This window comes from Arthrobacter sp. B2060, assembly GCF_059090445.1.
The window spans coordinates 696,848-715,305 of sequence record NZ_JBNHFR010000001.1; the positions used below are offsets into that span (position 1 = coordinate 696,848).

The window sequence follows — 18,458 nt, forward strand, 5'->3', positions numbered from 1 at the left end:
ATCGCCACCCACAGCAGTGGAACCGCGGTGGTTTAGAGAACCAGCGAACAAGATCACCGAGAAGATAAGTCCGGAACCGGAGAAGACCTGATTTGCGATCCGCGGACGATCGCGATCGCGTCAGTATCGCTGCTGGCGCGGGAAGGGCTGCAGCAGACCTACGCCCCTGATTGGCCAGCAGGCGCTCACGTTGGAGACGGCTGATAGCGGACGTTACGTCAACTGTGCTCTGCGTATCTCATCGGATGAATCACATGCCCTCCCCGCGTGTTTATCCTGGGGCGCGCGCCCAAGGCGCCGTGCGCCGCGGTACCCGGTCTGATAGCCGAGATTACGTAAAGCTTTTCCATGATGATTGGCTCGAGGAGGGCGCAGCTTAGGGGCGTTGGAAATGCGCCGCGGCCTATGTAGCGCACCCGAGTACGGCCCAGCCGTAGCTGGGAAGGCTGACTGCATTGCGGTCCGGCAGGTTTGTTCCCCTGCCGGCCAGGACGGTAGAGGCCGACGACGGAACGGGCAATTGCGTGGCCGTGTCGGACAGGTTCAGGGCGACCGTGATGGTGGCGCCATCGCTGCTCGCCTCGTAAACGAGGTGTTCGTTGCTGAGTGTCACCACCTTCGTGCGGGCATCATGCAGCCATGGGTGCCTGCGGCGCAGCCCAATCAGTTCCTGGTGCAGGTGGTAGACCGGCTGGCCGAGCTGCGCCAACTCCGAGGGCTCGGCAGGAAACGCCGGTCGGACAGCGTCGTCTCCCCCGAGCCGAGTCTCCTTAACCCCACGGAAGGCCTGCTCGTCGCCGTAGTAGATGGATGGCGTACCGCCCACTGTTAGGAGGACCGCCAGGGCGAGCGGGAGCTGATCGGCGTTGGTCAGCTTGCTTGCAAGGCGTGTGACGTCATGGTTGCCCACGAACGTCAAGGGCCGAAACGTCTCGAGGAAGCCGTTATGCCGTTCCAGGGCTGCAGAAAGTTCATAGAAGTTGGCGTCGTTGAGGGAGCTCCAGATCGCCTTCCACAATTCGTACTGTGTCACCGAGTCCAGCGTGCCGGCGTCCGCTTCCCGGGCATAGTCGCCATGGATGTACTCCCCCACGAAGTAGGCCTGCGGGTACTCATGGCGCACGTCGGCCAGCACTGCCTTCCAAAACGCCGGCGGCACGGCGTAGGCGGCGTCCAGCCGCCAGCCGTCCGCGCCGCGCCGCAACCAGTGCTTCATCACGTCAGCAACGAATCCGGCCACTTGGGGCTCCTCATGGTTCAGTGCGACGAGGTGATGGTGGCCCTCAAAGTCCTTATAGTCAGGCTCGCTCCCGGGCTTCCATCCGGTCTCCGGCCAGGTCAGCCGGAACCAGGGCGCCGCGGGTGCGGCAGGTCCTTCATCCAGCACCTGTTGGAACGGGCCGAAGCCGCGCCCGGTGTGGTTGAACACTCCGTCGAGCAGAACCTTCAGGCCGCGGGCATGCGCCTGCCTGATCAGTTCGTCAAAGTCCTGGTCATCGCCGAGACGGGGATCGATACGGAAATAATCCGTGGTGTCATACCCGTGCGATTCCGAGGCAAACACAGGGCCGAGGGCGAGGCCAGATGCCCCAAGTTCCAGAGCGTAGTCCAGCCAGGCGTGCAGCCTGGGGAGGCGGTGTACTGTCGCCTGGTCGGCCAGCATGGTCGGTTCAGCGCCCGTGAAGCCAAGAGGATACACGTGCCACCAGATGGCGTGCTGAACCCATGAGGGCTCTGTCATATTGGTGATCCACCTTTCGTCTATCCCCAACCTACCGGGAACCACGGAGCAGCGACCTCGGAAGTGCCACCGTAGTACTTCGGCAGATTGCCCGGCTGCTTGCCCTGCCGGGCCGGTCCTGGACAACTATTCCTGATCCTCTGCTGAGGCAAGTTCGAGTGTTGATCCACGGGCCTGTTCTCCAAGGCCGTCATCCTCTCAATTGGCCTCAGAATCCGTCGCCGACACCATGCCGTTGAAACAGGTGGCCGACAAACTGCCCCAGGTCAGCGTTGCGAGGTGAGTCAAGCTGGCTTCGAATTTCCCCCTGACTCAGGTTGACGGAAGACCGGTTATAGGGGTTCCACGAGCGCTCTCATTCAACGTGAGAATCGTGCATCTGTCCTTGATTTCTGCGTCCTGCTCCTCGCAACAGCCGCTACGTTTGCCAAGGATGGTGGCAACAACCTTTTGGACAGATCTGGATATGGTTTGGCACGATATGGGAACCGGGATGATCTGGTGAAAAGGTGAGGAGACGAGGCAATGAGTACGCGGGGGACCTTTGCGGTCGCTGCGGCCATAGTGAGCGAGGTGGCCGTCATGGCCTGCAGTGCGCCCGCTGCTGCGCCCAGCTTCCCCTCGACGCGGACCCGTCCCTAGTTCTTCAGGTCACCAACTGACAAAAGACGTAGATTGCGGTCTCTTTCGCGCGCCCGGAAGCTGACACTCCGTGACCCTCCCCGGAAGGGGAACCCACATCGTCGAAAGTGTCAATCATGCAGGCAATCACGCCGCAACAGATCCGTTCATCCTTTATCAACGCCACCCGTTCGGAGGTCGCAAAGCTCACCCTGCCCAAAAACCTCGATTCCCAGGCATGGGACAGCCTGGACTTCCTGGGCTGGCGCGACGAGAAGATGCCACTTCGGGGGTATTTGGTAGTGCCCGGGCCAAAAGGCGTGACCGGGATTATGCTCCGCGCACCCGAGGGCGGTGCCAAGAAGAACCGCTCGGTGCTCTGTGAGCTGTGCCGGGATGTGTTCTCCAAGGAGGATGTGCTCCTTTGGGTGGCCAAACGCGCTGGCCAGTCGGGTCGTGACGGGAACACCGTTGGCACATTGATCTGCGCAGACTTCCTGTGCTGCGAGAACGTGCGAAAGGAGCCTCCGGCCAATGAGATCAACCCGAACCCGGCGGCCGTCGTCCTCCGCCAGATTGAGGGCCTCCAAAACCGCACCGGGCACTTTCTCAATCGGGTCCAGCAAGGCTAGGCGGAGACCAGCCAAGAAGCCGGTCAGGGGCCTGTAGCTCCGGCGCCCGCGAGTGGCACGCGACCCGGGCTACCGAACGTTTATGAGGTCCCGGGGAAGCCTGCGCCAGGCTAACACTGGCAGGCTTCCCCGGGACAAGTCCATCTACCTCTATGCGCTTGTATGCCAACACGTTCCGTGCCTACGGGCGTGAGCACGTGGCATTCTGACTTCGAGTATTTGGCCACCGGCACCGACCAGGGCAGCTCAAAGTTTCGAGGCACAAGCCTGAACAACTCCACGAAAGAGCAGTAGTTCCGGGATACCTCCCGAGACTGGGGCAGACCTCGCGATGGTAAAAGGCACTCCCTCGCCACTGCACGCCCACCCCAAGTGACGGAATCACGCTTATCGGCGTTAAAGCCACGGGAGCAGAAGTAGCTGCGAGGGCCTCCGCGGCCAGCGCCGAATGTGACGCTTTCGGGGCGGAATGGTTGCGTCGCAGCCGAACCTGGAAGAGGTCATCCTGCTGTACCTCGGCCCGCAGTCAAGCTGTAGGTTTCGTCCACCCATGCATGCTCCAGGCCAACTGTGTCACGTCCCCGAGTGAATCGTCCTGACTCACGGAGCATCCGCACGTCCACTTGATTACTTGTTGCTAAGCATGCTTATTATGTTCGTAGCCGAATGCAAGCGGCTGCCAACCAGAGGAGGAAACACCATGGGATTGGGCGACAAGATCGAGAACGCGGCAGAGAAGGCCGGCGGTAAGGGCAAGGAAGCCACAGGTGCCGCCACGGGCGATGAAAGCCTGCGGAACGAGGGCCAAGCCGACCAGGCCAAAGGCGATTTGAAGCAAGCCGGCGAAAAGGTCAAGGACGCTTTCAAGAAGGACTGACCAGACGGCAACGAAGGGCGCACTCCGCGAACGGGGTGCGCCCTTCGCTTTGCCCGGAAGCGTAGGAATCGGGCCCGGCAGACGTGCCCTGACCTCATCCAACGGCGCAAGAGTCTCGCCCGGCCCTATAGGTTGACGAAACATCCGTTATCGGCGTTAAATCCACGGGAGTAGTAGAAGTCCTGCGACACATGCATGTTTCCATGGTTTAGGGGTTGCAGTAAGTGGTGGCATTCCGGGTTGGGCGCCGGAAACTCGGCAGGCATTTACCGCCGCATGCCCGGTCCCGGTTCCAAGTTCTGGGACAACTGAGCAGGACGGGCGAGACTTTAGTGTCCATACCTCACTGAGGAGCTGGCCAGAGACATATCCAGGACATTGTCGTCGAACAACAGCCGGAGTGCGGAAACCCTGAATGGGCCCGCACTTGATGGCTCAGGGTGACCGGGCTGGTCAGGCTGGACATTGACCATGATGGAGAGCAGGTTGCTTAGCTGACCCAGCGCTGCGGACAGGCTGGCTCCTAACGGGCTTGTCAGCTCCGTGAAAGATGTTTCCGCATCCCCTACTGTGCCCAGGATGAGCTCGTCATTGAGCGCCTCGCCGACGATCCCGGGGAGTGCGGCGGCCAGTCCGGACGCGAGCGTATTGAGTGTGGGAATGAGCAGTCCGAGGGGGTTCAGGCCCAGCATCTTTATCGACGTCGTGATCGGAACGGACGGTGTGCCGGGGACGCCGTTGTAAAGATCCAACAAGCTGCCAGTGGAAACCGGTCCAAGTCCGAGCTGTATGTCCGCTAGCGGGAGGCCTGCCGAGAGTACGTGGACGGTGGAGTTGACGGTCACTGATGCCGCACGGATGGCAGTAACGAGGGCCGAGGTCATGTTCTTATGCCAGTCGTTTAGTACGTCGGTAAGGGCTGCGGAAAGTTCATCCATCATCGCCTGGTTCAGAACTACTTCAGTATTAGGATCGAGACCGTTAAGGCCGTTCACGCCACCCGCTGTCTTGGCCAGGTCAACGCGGACGGTGCCGGCTGCAAAATCAACCGTCAGCAGGCCGCGGTTGTCGGTCATTGTGCTATTAAGGAGGGTTCGGACAGGTGTTAGGTCCGCCTGGGTCATGGTCACCCGTGTATCGATGCCGCCTAGGGTAAGTGTGCCGAGGAGCGGAGCTGCCGCGAGGGTCAGGTCCGCAGATATGCGAGCCTCCGAGTCATCCATGGCGGCGTCCAGGCTGGTCTGGACACCATCAAGGAGCTGACCTGTCCCGGATACAGCTGTCCTCAGAGCCGGCAGCGTGGCATTCAGATCGAGGGAGGAAATACTGTACGCACGGTCCAGCAGGGGCTCCTCCAGTGGTCCCCGCCAGCCGTTGCCGAGGTCGCCGCAGTGTGTTAGCCGGGCGATAGAAGATGCAGCCCCAATTTCAAGGGTCATGCCGGCCATTGCCGCCGGCGCCAGAGCTCCAAGGTCGAACGTCGCCATCGTGGGTGGATCGGAGGGGTTTTGCGGCTGCCCAAGGCCAATCACGCCGCCGCTGTCCGTGACCAGGCCGCTCGCCGCCGTCGTATTCCCGTTATCAAGGGTCTGGCCCCACTGGCTGTATACATCTGCCGAACCGACCGGAAGGCCTAGCGGAAGCGAGAGCTGGAGGACGTCGGCGCGCATCAGATCCAGGTCCAGCGGTGCCTTGAAGGTGCTGTCGTCAATGCGGATGGCCCCGGGGCTTGATGTGCTGGTTCCGGCGCCGTCATTTGAAACGCTAACGCCGTCTACTGCGGCCAGATTGTCCAGGTTCGAACCCATCAGGGTCCCGCTGAACTGGCGCGCCGAAGCAGTACTGGGGGTTCCACTGTCCAGCTCGCACTTGCCATCTGTGCCCACACCGCGCGCATGAACGTATTCGTTGTCGACCCAGGCTGCATTCGTTAGGGCTGCGCCGCCCAGTGCAACTGTCACAGCGAGAGCGCCCGCCCCGATCAGGCGGTTCCGCAATCGGCCAGCTAGCGCGTTCATGGCTTGCCAGCCCTTCTGCCGCTTAACTTTGCGAGTAGCCCGGCTCCCAGCAGGATGACCGTCGCGGCAAGCGGTCCGGCTACGGCAAACCCCGTGTCCGCAAGATCGTTGCGCATTTTCGTCTCGTCCCCTATGACGGTAAACCCCAGGGCAAAGGTGAAGGGACCCGCTACGGCTCCCTCGTCCGGCAGGGACAAGGTGAAAAGTATATGGGGGCTTGTTAACGTGGCCACATCCCCGAAAGGAATCCATGCTGTTGGGCCCAATTGGAGAGGGCTATCGGCCAACAAAATGCTGGCGCCGGATGCGCATCCCAACTCTCCGCCCGTGCCGCTTTGTCCGGTCCATTGCGTTTCACAGCGCTGCGCGGTCAGTCGATAACCGGCATTTGGCTGCATGAGCCCGCCGTAGGGTATGAACTGCAAAGTCCCGTCCGCCACCGGCTTATCTATCAGATGGAGTCCGATTTGCCAGCTAAAAGTGTCTCCCGGCTCCAGCCAAGGGATTTCAAGGGGCAGGACTGAGGAAGTCAGGCTCAGCAATCCGGCTTGTCCAGTTTCCGGCACGTCCTGCATCGGTTCGTGGAACTCCGGGGGGGCCGCGTGAGCGGGCGACGTCATTCCTAGCCAAAGGGCCACGGCGCAGGCTGCCAGCATTCTGCACATCCTTCCGGCGTAGCCGGAAGGTTCGGCCCGCCTCACGTTGTGCCTGCCCTTTCGGGAAGCGCCTGATCGGGAAGCGGCTGTTCATTAAAAGTGTGTTCCGCACCCGATGCGCCTCTCCGTGGCCAGAACGTCCAAGTGACAAGGGACGACATGGCAACCGTGCAAAAACCCATGAACCAGGGGCTTTGCAGGCGCATCACCCAATATCCCAGCCCCGGTGCAGCAAACAGGAGCTTCTTGGCGGTTTGGACGTTGTAGCGGACCGGGTCCTCGGATACGTTCGCATCACCTTTCATGGTGAGGAACACTTTTTGATGGTCGGATGGGTCAGGTTCGGAAGCAACGACGCGGTGGGTGACGGGAAGGGATGAGCCCTCACGCTGGACGGTGGCAATGTCTTCCGGTTTAAGGGACGACGCCGGGACCTCCTGGACGACGGCGATGGCACCCGGTTCGATCCCCGGGGACATTGATCCGGTCCGGAAGACGATCAGGCTGATATCCAGCCAAGCGCCAGCCACGACTGCGAGCACGCACAGGCACCCGGCCAGTGCCAGCACGGTCAGGGCGGTTTCCTTCCCGGCCCTCAGCAATCGTCGTGAGAGGTTTCCCTTCTCGCTACTGCCCGACACTGCTGGTGAACCGCCATACGGGCACTGTGTTCAGTCCTTGGAGGTCAGCAGAAGCCGTAGACGGAAGGGTCAGCGCGAAGCACAGGTTTTCAGGCGCACCAGCCGTACCGGCATCTGCTCCCGCAGCCAAAGGAAAGGTCGTGGTTGACGTGGCAGTCAATGCTGATCCCTGAGCTACGACGACGTCTGCCCCGGCCACGGTCCCGGCCTCACAGGCGGCCTTGCCCACGCCCTTGTAGACCCCGTAAGTCAGTGCATTGTACAAAGCGGTGCTATTGTCCGGGCCTCTGTTGAGGGCCGACTGAATGCCTTCGGCGAGGGAAACATCCAAGGGTTCCGAGCCTGCCACAGCCCGCAACTGCATCGGAGAGTACACGGTCTTTCCGGGTACCATCTTTTCCGGTTCCACAGTGAAGGTAAGCGCCCCACCGTTGGCAGCCGGCTCATCAGTCCAGAAGGCGGCTCCGGCCGTTCCTGTCCACGTATTTTGTTGCATTCTGTAAATTCCAGTACCAGGTGTATTCGGCTCCGTGCCGTCGCCGTCTCCTGATCCGCCGAAAACCCATTCGTTGTCCGTCCAGGCCGCCAGGGTAGCAGCGGCTCCGAGACCCAAAACCAGACCTCCGGCAAGAAGCGCCCTACCCTTCGTCCAGCGGCTTGCCTTAGTTGTCATATCCATGAAATCCCCCAGAGGTTATGAATTGGAAAGAGACGGTCAACCCGTCGTCGTGTTCATACAGTTGCTGAGGCAAATCAAGAACCTGCCGGAAAACCTGAAAGAAATGCTCAAGGTTTGGTAAAGCCGCAGGGGGTTACGCAAGATCTCGAGGTAGGAAAGCTTGAGGATTTCCGGGGAAGACCCGATGTTTTCCGGGCCTCCACCAACCAGCCAGTCGAGCACCCCGGTCCAGCGCGGCGTGCTGCGGGTCTATTAGGGCGCTGCGCGCGGAAATTGCAATGGTGTCCAACGCGGTGAGGACCGCCTTGGGCTGGTCCTTGCTCAGGTAGCGGGTCCCGTCTGCCTGCGCCGCGATCACAGCCAGGGAGTGGGCCAGTACGTCGTGCAGGTCCCGTGCAATGCGTGTGCGCCCCTGTTCAACAATTAGATCTATCTCCGTCTCCTTCAGGTTGTTCTGGGCCAGCTCCCTGGCCTGAAAAAGACTGCCCCGCTCCTGGTAGAGCGATAGTAGAAGCCCGGCGCCGACGCATGCGATTGCAATGAGCAGCAGAACCGAGAACAGTGTCCAGCCGTAACTGGTGAACATCCCACGGTCTCCGAAGCCCATGGGATTGAACTTGCCCATGCCATGTCCGTATCGCCAGGAGAGCATCAGGAAAGTCATGGCCGCGACAAAAGCCAGGTTGGCGCCGCAGGCGATGTACCGGACACGTCGAGGTGAGGTCCATACGATGAAGGTCAGGGCGATGAACGAACCCAAGTAGATGGGCCAGTGGTTGGCGTACATTTGCGGGATTATGTAGAAGAACTGTCCCAGCAGAAGCGCAGCGGTCACACCAAGGGAAACGAGCGGCCGCAACCCGGAAACGGCGATAGCCAAGGTCATCATGATCAGTGGCCACGTCCCTGACCATGTCGGCAGGCCCGGCCACGGCCCCATTCGCCCGGCCTCTTGACCGGTGGAAATCAAATGGACGGGTGCACTATGGCAACGCCACCCCCGATTCGTGGTCAAGCGCGAAGGGGCTGGTTCCTGCCGAGGGCGGCGTAACTTCAAAGACGGGAAGGGATTCGTTGTTGCAGGAGGCAGTCTCGTTGGTCCTGGAGCCGGCGATTAGGGGCCAGGACGACCCGTCATAGGCGTAGACGATGCCCCAGTCATTGAGAACCACGGGCCTGTCTCCCCGGGACGTTCCTTCGAGAGCAAAGTTGCCGTCGGCGTCTTGCGGAAGAGATTTGATGGCCGCGGTGTAACCTGCGGGCCAGCGCAGGTAGACCTTTTCGGTGCTGGTCTGGAACGTGAAGCAGGCTTCCGTTGCCGTGACGCGGCCATGCATAATGCCCTCAGCGGTCCCATCCGGGTTCTTGCGTGTTTCCTGGATGACGTCCGGCTGTGAGGAAGCACTGGCGTAGGTAGCGATGGGCACGTCACCAGCCGGTGCGACTGAAATGCGTTGACGCAGGTCGTCGCCGACGTCGACAACTTCGTGCGTGGTGGGATCCGTCAGTGTGCCCTGACGCAGGTTCTGGATTTCCAGCAGCGCCTGGGGTTCCTTCATTAGGTGCATCTCACCGTCCGGGCCTTTGGCAACGAAGGCGAGGAATGTCAGCGGTGCGACATTGTTGGTGTTTCTCCACAAGTCTGGGGCAGCCTCCACATCGAGAGTGGCTTGCCCAGCACTCCGCGAGCCTTTCAGGACCTGCAGAATGTTGACGGGCTCCACACCAAGACTTGGAAACTCGGGGCCTAGCCCACCGGGGGAAGACGCCGCGCTCTGGGATTTCGCGAGGGATTCTTCCCACGCTTTGTTCCAGACGGCCCGGTTGGGCAGGGCCTGGAGAACCAAAACTTCGTCTGCAGAGGCGAACAGATCACTGAGGGGACCCGACGGCGTTTCCTGGACGGGCGATGTTTGGGACGTTGCGGGAGCTGCCGGCTCCATCGGCACCGTTGGTATGGTGGACGCGACCACAACCCCAACAACAACTGCAGCGGCAGCCGCGGCAGCTAACCCGAGTCCAGCCAAGCGCCCCCAATGACGCTTGGCGGGTTGGATGTGGAAATGGTCTATGGAGCCACCGACGGCGATGTGGGTGACATCGGTATCCATGACTGCAAGGCTTCTGGCGCGACTGCGGGCTACCTCATCCTCGGTAACACTTGAGGCCGGGTCAGCTGCGCTTAAGCGTGCGACGGCCGACATGTCTTCCTTGCTCATCGTTGTGCCTCCTCTGACTCTCGCACGGTCCGAAGTAGATCGCTAAGTTCCTTGCGTGCCCTATGCAAACGCATCCTGATCGCCGTAGCGCTGACATTCAGTAGGTCCGAGACCTCATCTGAGGTGAAACCGTCCCAATAAGTTAAGAGCAGTACTTCACGCTCATCCGGCTTAAGCCGGTCCAGTGCGTCCCGGACCGTTGTTTCCGATGGATCCCTGTCATGGGTGCGTTGCCTCTCCAAATGCTGGAGGAGGTTCGCGGAGCGTGCAGCTGAACGCCGGTGGTTCCGCATGACGTTTCTGGCTACACCGAAGACAACCAGCACGGACAGATCATCGTCTTGACGAGATTTTTCCCATGCAATCCGGAAGACTTCCGCGCAAAGGTCCTCGGCCGTCGCCGAGTCTTCCGTTCGGCGGCGGAAGTAGCGATAGACGCGATCATGGCAGGCCGTATGTGCCACCAAAAACCGTTTCTGCCTGCCCGAATCCACGCGTTCCCCCTGGTCTGTCTGCAAGCTCATACCCTGTTAATGTCCGGCAGCCCGGAAAGTGTAACCGGATTCCCAAAGGAATTTTGAGTCGGTTCGAATCGTCTGCCTCCCATACGGTTCAATGCTTGGCAGGTCCAGCCCCGTGTCGAAGAATTGCGAAAGTTGCCAGCCGGTGGATCAGGCCCGCTGGAATGCTCTGCTGCCATATTCTGGGGAACCTTGCACCGTCACTTTTGCGTAAAGCAACTCTCATTTAGGAACCTCTACCCGGACAGTTTGATAGGTCTAGTCCACGAATCGCTGTGAGTGACAGTTCTCATTGCCATTCTTTGCCGAGCAGCATGCAGGTTTGGCCTCTGATTAAACGTTGTCTGGAGAGGCAGGATGCTCCGGGTGCTTGGGGTCTATGCCGCGTTCGCGCCAGTACTCGGCCCGCTGCCACAGCACAAAACGCGTGAGCAAAGCGACCATGACGATGACGGCAGCAATCATGAGAGTCATCTTTATCCAAAGCAATGGCTCAGGATCAGTGGGCAAGAAATTAGCGATTACCAGAACACCGGCGCCGATTATCGAGCTGAAAGCGATGCGGTTAGTTTTGCGTTTGACCTCATCTGCTGATGCCATAGCTGCACTAAATCACGAACTCCTAGCCGGTCGGTAGCCCCTCATGCCGAACGCCCAACGGGACGGTTCTTGGCGGAGAGGACTCAGGGGACCAAACGGAACGGGTGGGCGCCTAGGGGACTGCGTGTTTCCCAAAAGCCCATTGAAATAGAGAATCACAAATGCGGCCACGAAAATCAGCGTGATAATGGGCATCTGCCACTTTCTCATCGCTTGTCCTTCCACGCCCCCTTACGGATGAGAGTACGATTTCCCGCCAGCTGGCAATCGATGCTCACGCTCCCATTGGCGAACCACGATCGTGCCGTTCCTTCGATAACTCCCTTTGACTAGGGTGTTATTGGACTTTCCGGGATTGGTTGAAGTGGCATCAGCAGAGGAGTGGCGCTGCGCATTTGATCCTTGGTCAGTGGAACAAAGCCTGTGCCGCAACTGGATGCGGTCGAAGAGCCTGGGGCCGGGACAATCGGTTCTATTGAATTGGTCGGAAGCTGTCCTTTCTCCGGGCATGGGTCCCGGTCGAGACTGCCACCGACTTCCGGGGACGGCTCTGCAGATGGCAGGGGCGGCTCTTGCCACTCTTCTCCAGCCCCGTTACCGCCGACGCTTCCGCAGGCACTGACAGAGAGAATCAGAGCGCATGTGGCCATGAACAGGCCGATCTCCCTGAAACCTCCCATGCCCTGATTGTCCCCATACTCGCGCCACAAAAATAGGGGCAGGGTATCAACCGCTGGTTCCATCCGGTCGGTATTCCCGTGCTGTGACGATCAGCGGAAAGTGGCCTCTCTTATTGGCGCTGCCACCGTCCCCCGTTTGGGAATCCACAACCGGCGCATGCCGCCACCTACCGCTGACCGACCCACAGCACTCACCGCTGCGATCCACACGCTCGTGGGCTTTGGGGGCCTGTCATTGGACGCGCCCGCCGGACCGCTGCACCGCGAGACGCTCGGTCAAGTGTCGCTGGGGCGAGGACGGGTCGTCAACGGCGACCAGGCCGACGCCTTCCCCAGGTCGACCGCTCGAGACCCTTCATCCAGCGGCGGGACACCCTCGGGGGCGAACTCTCTCCAAGCCGGATTTGCCGGGCTGGGATCAACGGTCGCTAGGAGTGCTCGCACCTCTTCTTCGCCGGTCGACAAGGCGCCATAGGCAGCCGCCTCCGGGGAGCTGATTTCAGCGATCTTCTCGCCGCCTTCCCGGAAGAACGTACAGCGGACAAATCGGCCGCCATCCGGCTCAAGGATAAGATAGGCGCCGTCCTCATGGGCAGCCAGGACAAGGCGGGCGAGGAGAGAGACCTTGGACATCCCCAGTGCCGCGGACACCTGGTCGCCCATCCGCTCGGTGGCCGTGATCGCCTGCCTGACTTCGTCGTCGTCGAGCCGACCAGGGTTGATCTGCAGCTCGGGGAAGCCGTGCTCGCGGGTCCATTCCCAGGCCCCGTCTTCAAAGCCGGCCCACTCGTACCCGCCGGAGTTCCGGAGCTTCACGATCGGCCAGCCGAGCCCGTAGAGACGGGTCTCTGCCCAGAAACGGATCGCCTTCACGGTCGCCCACGGGAGGCTGTAGGCCCATTCCGGGTGGTCCTCGCCGGTCTGGTAGTTGTAGCACTTCGCCGCCAAGTAGACCTGCACCAGATGCCTGGGCTCGAGCGTTCCGGCCAGGATCTCCTCGACCGGGGTGAACGTGTACTCCGGCTCGGCATTCTCTTCCTGGTAGTAGTCGGAGACCGCCACGTTGTTGAAATGGGCCAGTGCTTCCCCGATCGACTGTGCGGTAGCAGTGTCCTCGTAGTCGAAGAAGCGGTCCGGCATCTTGCCGTTGCGGATCCTCCGGGCGGCGGTCGCCAACAGGTCGATCAGATCCGCGCCGACAACGAACGAGCTCAACGTGGTCCCCCTGTCTCGCGAGCCGCGGCCAGCCCGGTTTCCGCAGCCTATCGCCGACAATCGATCCTGGCTAGGGCGGCGACTGCCGCGGCGGTCCTGAGCCCGCTGAGGGAACCAGCAATCCACAGAGAACGAAATCCTCAGCGGCATCAGGCAACTTTGATCTAAGTTCTTCTGCATGCGAAGCGATGGCCTGCCGCTGGTCTCGGGTGAATTTTCTAGCCTGCAGGTCGAGGACAGCCCGGCTGCCCAACTCTCGCACACCCAACAGCTGACCCACCCGACGGATTGCTTCGTCCATGTCCCCTGAATCCTCAATCATCTGGAAGACCTCGTCACGCCGATCCATCGCCTGTATCGGGGCATCGAGGACCATCAATTCTTGCCTTGTCTGCCACTCACCCTCATCCATGCGGCGATTCTTGCGACGGAAGTCATTGGGCATTGCGTCCAGTTGAGGATCACCGAAGGAAGGTTATTCGGGCAGGATGATGCCATGAGTAATGTTCGTGAACTTCTCAGGCCGACGAGGTCGGATTGGGCAGACTTGCCAAGGCGTGGTTCCGGGTTCCGGGTGACGTTGATTACCTGGCTGGCAGGTGTGGGCACGGTGGCCGGAGCCTTCGTGGCTGACCGGGGCTGGGAGGCTACGCCGCCGCCGGGCCCGGACGCAGCACTGCTGCCTTTGGAAGTCGCCGTCATTGCCACGACTCTTGCAGCTGTCTACTTCGCGGCGTTCGGGTGGGCTGTGGGCAGGCGGGCGCCGTTCGCCTCGCTGGTGGTCTTCACGGCGTGCTCGGTGGTGCACGCAATTGGCGGGTCGGTATCCACTCTTGTGTGGGCTGCAGGCGCCTTGGTGGGGTGGCTTTTGGCGGGTAGGGAGATCAGGTCATCGCTCGGGCAACTCAGGGAGGTTCGCTCTCTTGCGGAGCGGCTGAGGGACGGCAGCACGGTGCATGTAGGAACCAAGGCGTTGGCGGCCGAGCGCCGCGCCTTGAGCCGTGGTCGCGGAGTCGTGGCAGCTCTGACAGTTGTGTCCCTTCTGCTGTGGGCGGCATTTACGGTCCAGTTGGCCAACGGCGGCGGTCGAGTCACGATAGCGACCGAAACTATTTTTGCTCCGTCGACGGCCTCCCTCGCAGGCGTTGCAACATTGCTGACGGTCCTCTGGGCGGTCCAGTATGTGTGGCGGTGGTGGGCGCACCGGCAGTTGGCAGCAACCGTTTGGCAGATACCCAGTACAGAGGGACCCGTCTGGACAGAGGACTTTGTTAGGTCCTACGGCGGAGGCCTAACAATTGAGGACAGTGAAACATCCGGATGCATCTGCCTGGTGGAAACAAAGCGTCGGGATCTGGATGAAGGTCCCGACTGGACTGTCGGAACAATACCGGCTGATGATTACTGTCCTGCGCACGGTATAGACGCCGTGAACGCGTTGGATCATGGCGGCTTCCGTGATCTCGCCCGGGCTTCCTGGTTGTGGGACGCCAGTTCTGCGGTTCCGCAGAGCGAAGCTGACACCTCTTATTCTGGTGCAGCGCTGCTGGCCTTCGCTGGGCATGCCTTCCCAGGAATTCCTGTCCTTAGAGAAGCGAACGACGTTGATTCGGTTTCCCCGTTTGTTGAACCGGCCATGGAAATATCCCGAGAGGAACGGGGAGGTCCGCCTCAGGGGGTAGATCCAGACTTCGTGCCACCCGCTGAACGAGGCATCTTGGACGTTATAGACCTGGGGCCCGCCGGCCTCCCGGGTACGGCTGCACGCTATCGCCACGGACGTGCATGGCACCGCCGCCCGTAGCTCCGGGATTGAGCGGGCAATTACGAACAAAACGGTGGCAGTGAACCCAGAATGACGAGGCACCTTACCGTTCTTCGCATTATGCTTGGCGCCGTTAGCGCCCACAGGCGTATCCGTATGGGAACCTGCTACCGGGGCGCTTCTCGATTGGGTTTCGACTCTGCGCTGCGCATTTCCGCTTGCTGGCGTCGGGCAGCGCGAAGCAGTGGGAGGGTTGCCAGAATCAAGATAATCAGGGGAACACCGTACGTGATCCACGGGGACCAACCCGTGGCCCCTCTGAGCAGAGAACCAATGAGTGGAAGTGCGAAGATCCCGACCACGCCAACGATCTTGAATCTTCTTAACAGTGGCCCCTCAGAGGTACTCGCCATCATCCAAATCTAGCCCTGGCTCATGCGAACGTAATGCCCAGCGCTTCAGCCATTTGTGCCGCCTCAACGTCATTCGAGGAGCCTCTAACCAGCCCTGCTGAACGGTATTTGGCGTCCCCGCCTATCAGCGGTTCTATGTGCGGCAGTCTATGCGGACGCGAGCGTGAACACGTCACGTCGGCGTTTTACGATCCAGCGGTGCACGGTGCCAGTTTCATCACGCGCAGTCACGGTCTGCTTAACCTGAAGGATGTCTAGGTCGTCCGGGGGTATTGGGGTGCCTGTGCGCAGCATAAATTCGACGGTCAATCTCTCATTAATGCGCGGAATCAGCTTGTTCTCCCGGTTCCAATAGGCGAGTGTGAGTGCTAATTGCAGTCCGCCAAACACTAGGAGGACGCCCAAGTAAGGGCCATCTCCCATCCCCTGTCTCGTTCCGATGGTCGCTAGTATAAGCATCAGCCAGAGTGCCGAGCTGATCAGCATCCTTCTGACGAGACGGTCCCAAAACTCTTGGATTTCCGGAAATGTGAAGCTGATGGACTGCTTGCCGTGCATCGCGCCCCCTCGGCAGAGCGCAAATTTTGGACGCCGCTATCAATTTCGCACCTGAGTAAGTGGTCGTCAATGGCAACCATGCCGCCCCCTTGTCGTAAAAGCTTTCAAATCGTCCCGAAAGAGGCCCTGTCCGCATAACGCCCCGTTAGGGGGTCACCCATCGAAGTCCGCGGTTCTGACCTTAGAGTTAGCCGGTGTCGACGAAAACGGTGTCCCGCAAGACCAGTCCGAAGGACTGTCCGATGGTGGAGTCCTGCGCGAAACACTATTTAAGGTTGAGCGCAGAAGTAGTCCCAGTTTCTTGGAGGTGTGAAGTGTGCGTCCAGATGGGCCACGCCCCAACCTGACGTCAGGAACTAAGGCGAAAAGTTGTCAGAGTAGGGTCCGATTCTGACATTTCTGGCACCTGTTCGAGGAACTCTTAGATCGCAATCTGACAGTACCTATGTGCCCTGCCGGGCTGCTTAACGGCAGTGCTGGAATCTACTTGGACTACTGGCCCGCCAGCAGCGTCAGTCGCTCAATCTTGTTGCATAGGCAGTGGAGGGCGGAGGTGGCACATCCGCGCGTTAGGTGAACTCCGGGCAGGCTGGTGCCGGCTGAGCGGTTACTACCTGGGTATTCGGATCATGCTCCAGGGCCGGCCTTCCGGCCACGATCACTGTGGCGCGCTCCCATGGCCGGTCTTCAAGCAGGAAGGGAATTTCTTGTTCTTCCCACTCCCTGTGCAGGACTTCTTCTTCCTGGCCATCTCGTGCCCGGAGGCGACGTCGGGCTTCAAGGTTGTCGCACTGCACCCAGATCGAAGCGTCGATTAGGTCGGAGAGCGCTTGGCGTGATGATCCGCTCCCTTCCACCCACACCACGGAACGCCCGGAGGGCAGAGCTATGGCACCTGGGCGTTTTCGGGCCACCCAACCCGGCGGACGGTAATGGACTGCCTTGCCCTGGAGCACGGGTTCCAGGACACCGTCACGGAGTTCATCGGCCCAGTCAAAAAACGAGAGATGCCACGCTACATCGTCCGTGTGAACGACATCTGAATCCGGCACTCGAGCCAGCAGACGATGGACCAGGGTCGTCTTGCCTGCCCCGCTCCTTCCATCTACCGCTACAATCCAGGGGCGGTTCGGACGCTGTCCTGCTGCCGGCACTAGCCGCCGCACCAAGCCTTCCAGTGACTCGGCTTGCCAGGGTCCCGCATCCGGTTCGCCGACTTCCGGTTTCATATCCATGGCTACCTCGACCTCGATAATCGGTCCCGTCCAAAACTGCCTGGTATGGAGTCTCGAGAGTTGCCGTGTTTAGCGCAAGACCCTTTCGGGGCTAAGCCCCTTAGCCCTCACAATCGATGCAGTAGGCGTGGCCGTTCTGTTCGCGCGCGATCTGAGACCGGTGCCGGACGAGGAAACAGGAGTAGCAGGTAAACTCGTCCTGCGCCTGGGGGACGACCTGAACGACCAGTTCCTCGGCGACGAATTCTCCGCCTGGGATGACTGCATCGTCCAAGGCATCTGCCTCGTCCAGCTCGCGGACGACGCTGCGGGCGTCCGGGGCATTGGCGGACTGGAGTGCTTCCAAGGAGTTGTCCTGGGATTCCTTGACGTCGGAACGGACTTCGTCGTAATCGGTGGCCACTTAGATGATTCTCTTCTCTAGCGTTCTTATCTGACGGGTATGCAACCTACACCATCCCCGCCCAAAACGCGCCAGAAGACGGGAACATTGCACCGCGAAAGGAGCATCAACCAGTCAGACCCCCGTGCGGCCGCCATAGTCCAGGCCAATCTGGCGGGCTGCGTCCTGCAGTTGGGGAACCACTGTCTTTTCAATGGTGTCGGCCGGCGCGCGGTGGGTCTGAAGTGACACGTTTACCGCCGCAACGGTGTCCTTCCCGCTCGGCACGGGTACTGCGACGCCGCGCAGGCCGTCCTCGAGTTCCTGGGAGACCATGGCCCACCCCCGTGTGCGGGCCAGGTCCACTTCTTCATGCAGTTTGTCCAGGCTTCCGACGGAATGCTCGGTGAAGCGCTCCAGATTTACGCTCTTGAGGTAGCTGTCCAGTTCTGCCTCCGGGAGTGCCGCCAGCAGGATGCGTCCCATGGAGGTGGCCCAGGCAGGGAACCGGGTGCCCACACTGATGGACACACTGAGCAGCCGCGGCGAAGGCACGCAGGCCACGTATACGACGTCCTGCCCGTCGAGGATGCACAGGGAGGTGGTCTCGTTGAGGTCCGCGGCCAGGGTTTTGAGGTGGGGTTCTGCGATCCGGGGCAGCGCGAGGTTGGCCAGATAGGAGTTGCCGATCTCTAGCGAGCGCGGGGTCAACTCGAACAATGGCCCGTCGGCGCGCAGATACCCCAGGTCTGTCAGGGTCAGAAGGAACCGCCGCGCGGAGGCCCGCGTCATGTCGGAGCGCGAGGCAATCTGGGACACGGTCAGCCGGGGGTGGTCGGGGTCGAAGGCGCGGAGGACGTCAAAGGTCTTCTCAACCGATTTCACGTAATACGCGGGGTTGTCCTCCATGGACCTTTGCCTCCTGAGACTTGGCACCGGACGGGCAGCGCGTCACTGCCTGCCGACGCAGGCTTGCTGACCATAGTATCCAGCCCGGCAGATGAA

The 18,458-nt window shown here is 60.7% G+C and carries 17 protein-coding genes; 3 read left to right on the plus strand and 14 right to left on the minus strand.

All coding sequences use genetic code 11. From position 1 onward, the window contains the following. Positions 1–403: 403 nt before the first annotated feature. A complete protein-coding gene (locus AC5RUM_RS03325; RefSeq protein WP_494033591.1) occupies positions 404–1,741 on the minus strand; it encodes an alpha-amylase family glycosyl hydrolase in 1,338 nt (445 codons plus the stop codon). 758 nt (positions 1,742–2,499) lie between these two features. Between AC5RUM_RS03325 and AC5RUM_RS03330 the strand changes: the two genes are divergently transcribed. Both AC5RUM_RS03330 and AC5RUM_RS03335 read left to right on the plus strand, forming a co-directional pair. After that, positions 2,500–2,994, plus strand: coding sequence for an FBP domain-containing protein (locus AC5RUM_RS03330; protein ID WP_494033592.1), 495 nt, complete (start codon positions 2,500–2,502; stop codon positions 2,992–2,994). 700 nt (positions 2,995–3,694) lie between these two features. After that, positions 3,695–3,871 carry a CsbD family protein gene (locus tag AC5RUM_RS03335; protein ID WP_400577174.1) on the plus strand — a complete coding sequence of 59 codons (177 nt, stop codon included), beginning with the start codon at positions 3,695–3,697 and terminating at the stop codon, positions 3,869–3,871. 329 nt (positions 3,872–4,200) lie between these two features. Here the strand turns inward: AC5RUM_RS03335 and AC5RUM_RS03340 are convergent, their stop codons facing one another. From AC5RUM_RS03340 to AC5RUM_RS03385, 10 genes are all read right to left on the minus strand, one after another. Continuing rightward, positions 4,201–5,889 carry a choice-of-anchor G family protein gene (locus AC5RUM_RS03340; protein WP_494033593.1) on the minus strand — a complete coding sequence of 563 codons (1,689 nt, stop codon included), beginning with the start codon at positions 5,887–5,889 and terminating at the stop codon, positions 4,201–4,203. After that, a complete protein-coding gene (locus AC5RUM_RS03345; protein WP_494033594.1) occupies positions 5,886–6,545 on the minus strand; it encodes a hypothetical protein in 660 nt (219 codons plus the stop codon). The genes AC5RUM_RS03340 and AC5RUM_RS03345 overlap by 4 nt, the downstream gene beginning before the upstream one ends. A gap of 41 nt (positions 6,546–6,586) precedes the next feature. Further along, positions 6,587–7,186, minus strand: a complete 600-nt coding sequence (locus AC5RUM_RS03350) for a S24/S26 family peptidase (protein WP_494033595.1) — start codon at positions 7,184–7,186, stop codon at positions 6,587–6,589. After that, on the minus strand, positions 7,173–7,865 hold the full coding sequence (locus AC5RUM_RS03355) for a SipW-dependent-type signal peptide-containing protein (RefSeq protein ID WP_494033596.1): 693 nt from the start codon (positions 7,863–7,865) through the stop codon (positions 7,173–7,175). The genes AC5RUM_RS03350 and AC5RUM_RS03355 overlap by 14 nt, the downstream gene beginning before the upstream one ends. 133 nt (positions 7,866–7,998) lie before the next feature. Beyond that, positions 7,999–8,745 carry a sensor histidine kinase gene (locus tag AC5RUM_RS03360; RefSeq protein ID WP_494033597.1) on the minus strand — a complete coding sequence of 249 codons (747 nt, stop codon included), beginning with the start codon at positions 8,743–8,745 and terminating at the stop codon, positions 7,999–8,001. 103 nt (positions 8,746–8,848) lie between these two features. Then, positions 8,849–9,976, minus strand: coding sequence for a hypothetical protein (locus AC5RUM_RS03365; protein ID WP_494033598.1), 1,128 nt, complete (start codon positions 9,974–9,976; stop codon positions 8,849–8,851). Positions 9,977–10,080: 104 nt separating this feature from the next. Further along, complete coding sequence (locus tag AC5RUM_RS03370; protein WP_494033599.1) at positions 10,081–10,608, minus strand: RNA polymerase sigma factor; 528 nt, start codon at positions 10,606–10,608, stop codon at positions 10,081–10,083. Positions 10,609–10,938: 330 nt separating this feature from the next. Then, entirely contained in the window at positions 10,939–11,205 is a 267-nt protein-coding gene (locus tag AC5RUM_RS03375) for a hypothetical protein (protein WP_494033600.1), read from the minus strand. Between the two features lie 956 nt (positions 11,206–12,161). Beyond that, positions 12,162–13,100 (minus strand): hypothetical protein, encoded by a 939-nt coding sequence (locus AC5RUM_RS03380; RefSeq protein WP_494033601.1) that lies wholly within the window; start codon positions 13,098–13,100, stop codon positions 12,162–12,164. 70 nt (positions 13,101–13,170) lie between these two features. Further along, the gene (locus tag AC5RUM_RS03385; protein WP_494033602.1) at positions 13,171–13,512 is read right to left on the minus strand and encodes a DNA gyrase subunit A; all 342 of its coding nucleotides are present in this window, start codon (positions 13,510–13,512) and stop codon (positions 13,171–13,173) included. A 771-nt stretch (positions 13,513–14,283) separates the two neighbouring features. Between AC5RUM_RS03385 and AC5RUM_RS03390 the strand changes: the two genes are divergently transcribed. Then, entirely contained in the window at positions 14,284–14,904 is a 621-nt protein-coding gene (locus tag AC5RUM_RS03390) for a hypothetical protein (protein WP_494033881.1), read from the plus strand. A 521-nt stretch (positions 14,905–15,425) separates the two neighbouring features. On the opposite strand, the gene AC5RUM_RS03395 is transcribed toward AC5RUM_RS03390, so the two are convergent. The 3 genes from AC5RUM_RS03395 to AC5RUM_RS03405 form a co-directional block, all read right to left on the minus strand. Next, entirely contained in the window at positions 15,426–15,836 is a 411-nt protein-coding gene (locus AC5RUM_RS03395) for a hypothetical protein (protein ID WP_494033603.1), read from the minus strand. Between the two features lie 1,335 nt (positions 15,837–17,171). Then, on the minus strand, positions 17,172–17,474 hold the full coding sequence (locus AC5RUM_RS03400) for a DUF4193 domain-containing protein (RefSeq protein WP_400577123.1): 303 nt from the start codon (positions 17,472–17,474) through the stop codon (positions 17,172–17,174). A 114-nt stretch (positions 17,475–17,588) separates the two neighbouring features. Continuing rightward, positions 17,589–18,362, minus strand: coding sequence for an IclR family transcriptional regulator domain-containing protein (locus tag AC5RUM_RS03405; RefSeq protein WP_494033604.1), 774 nt, complete (start codon positions 18,360–18,362; stop codon positions 17,589–17,591). Positions 18,363–18,458 lie beyond the last annotated feature (96 nt).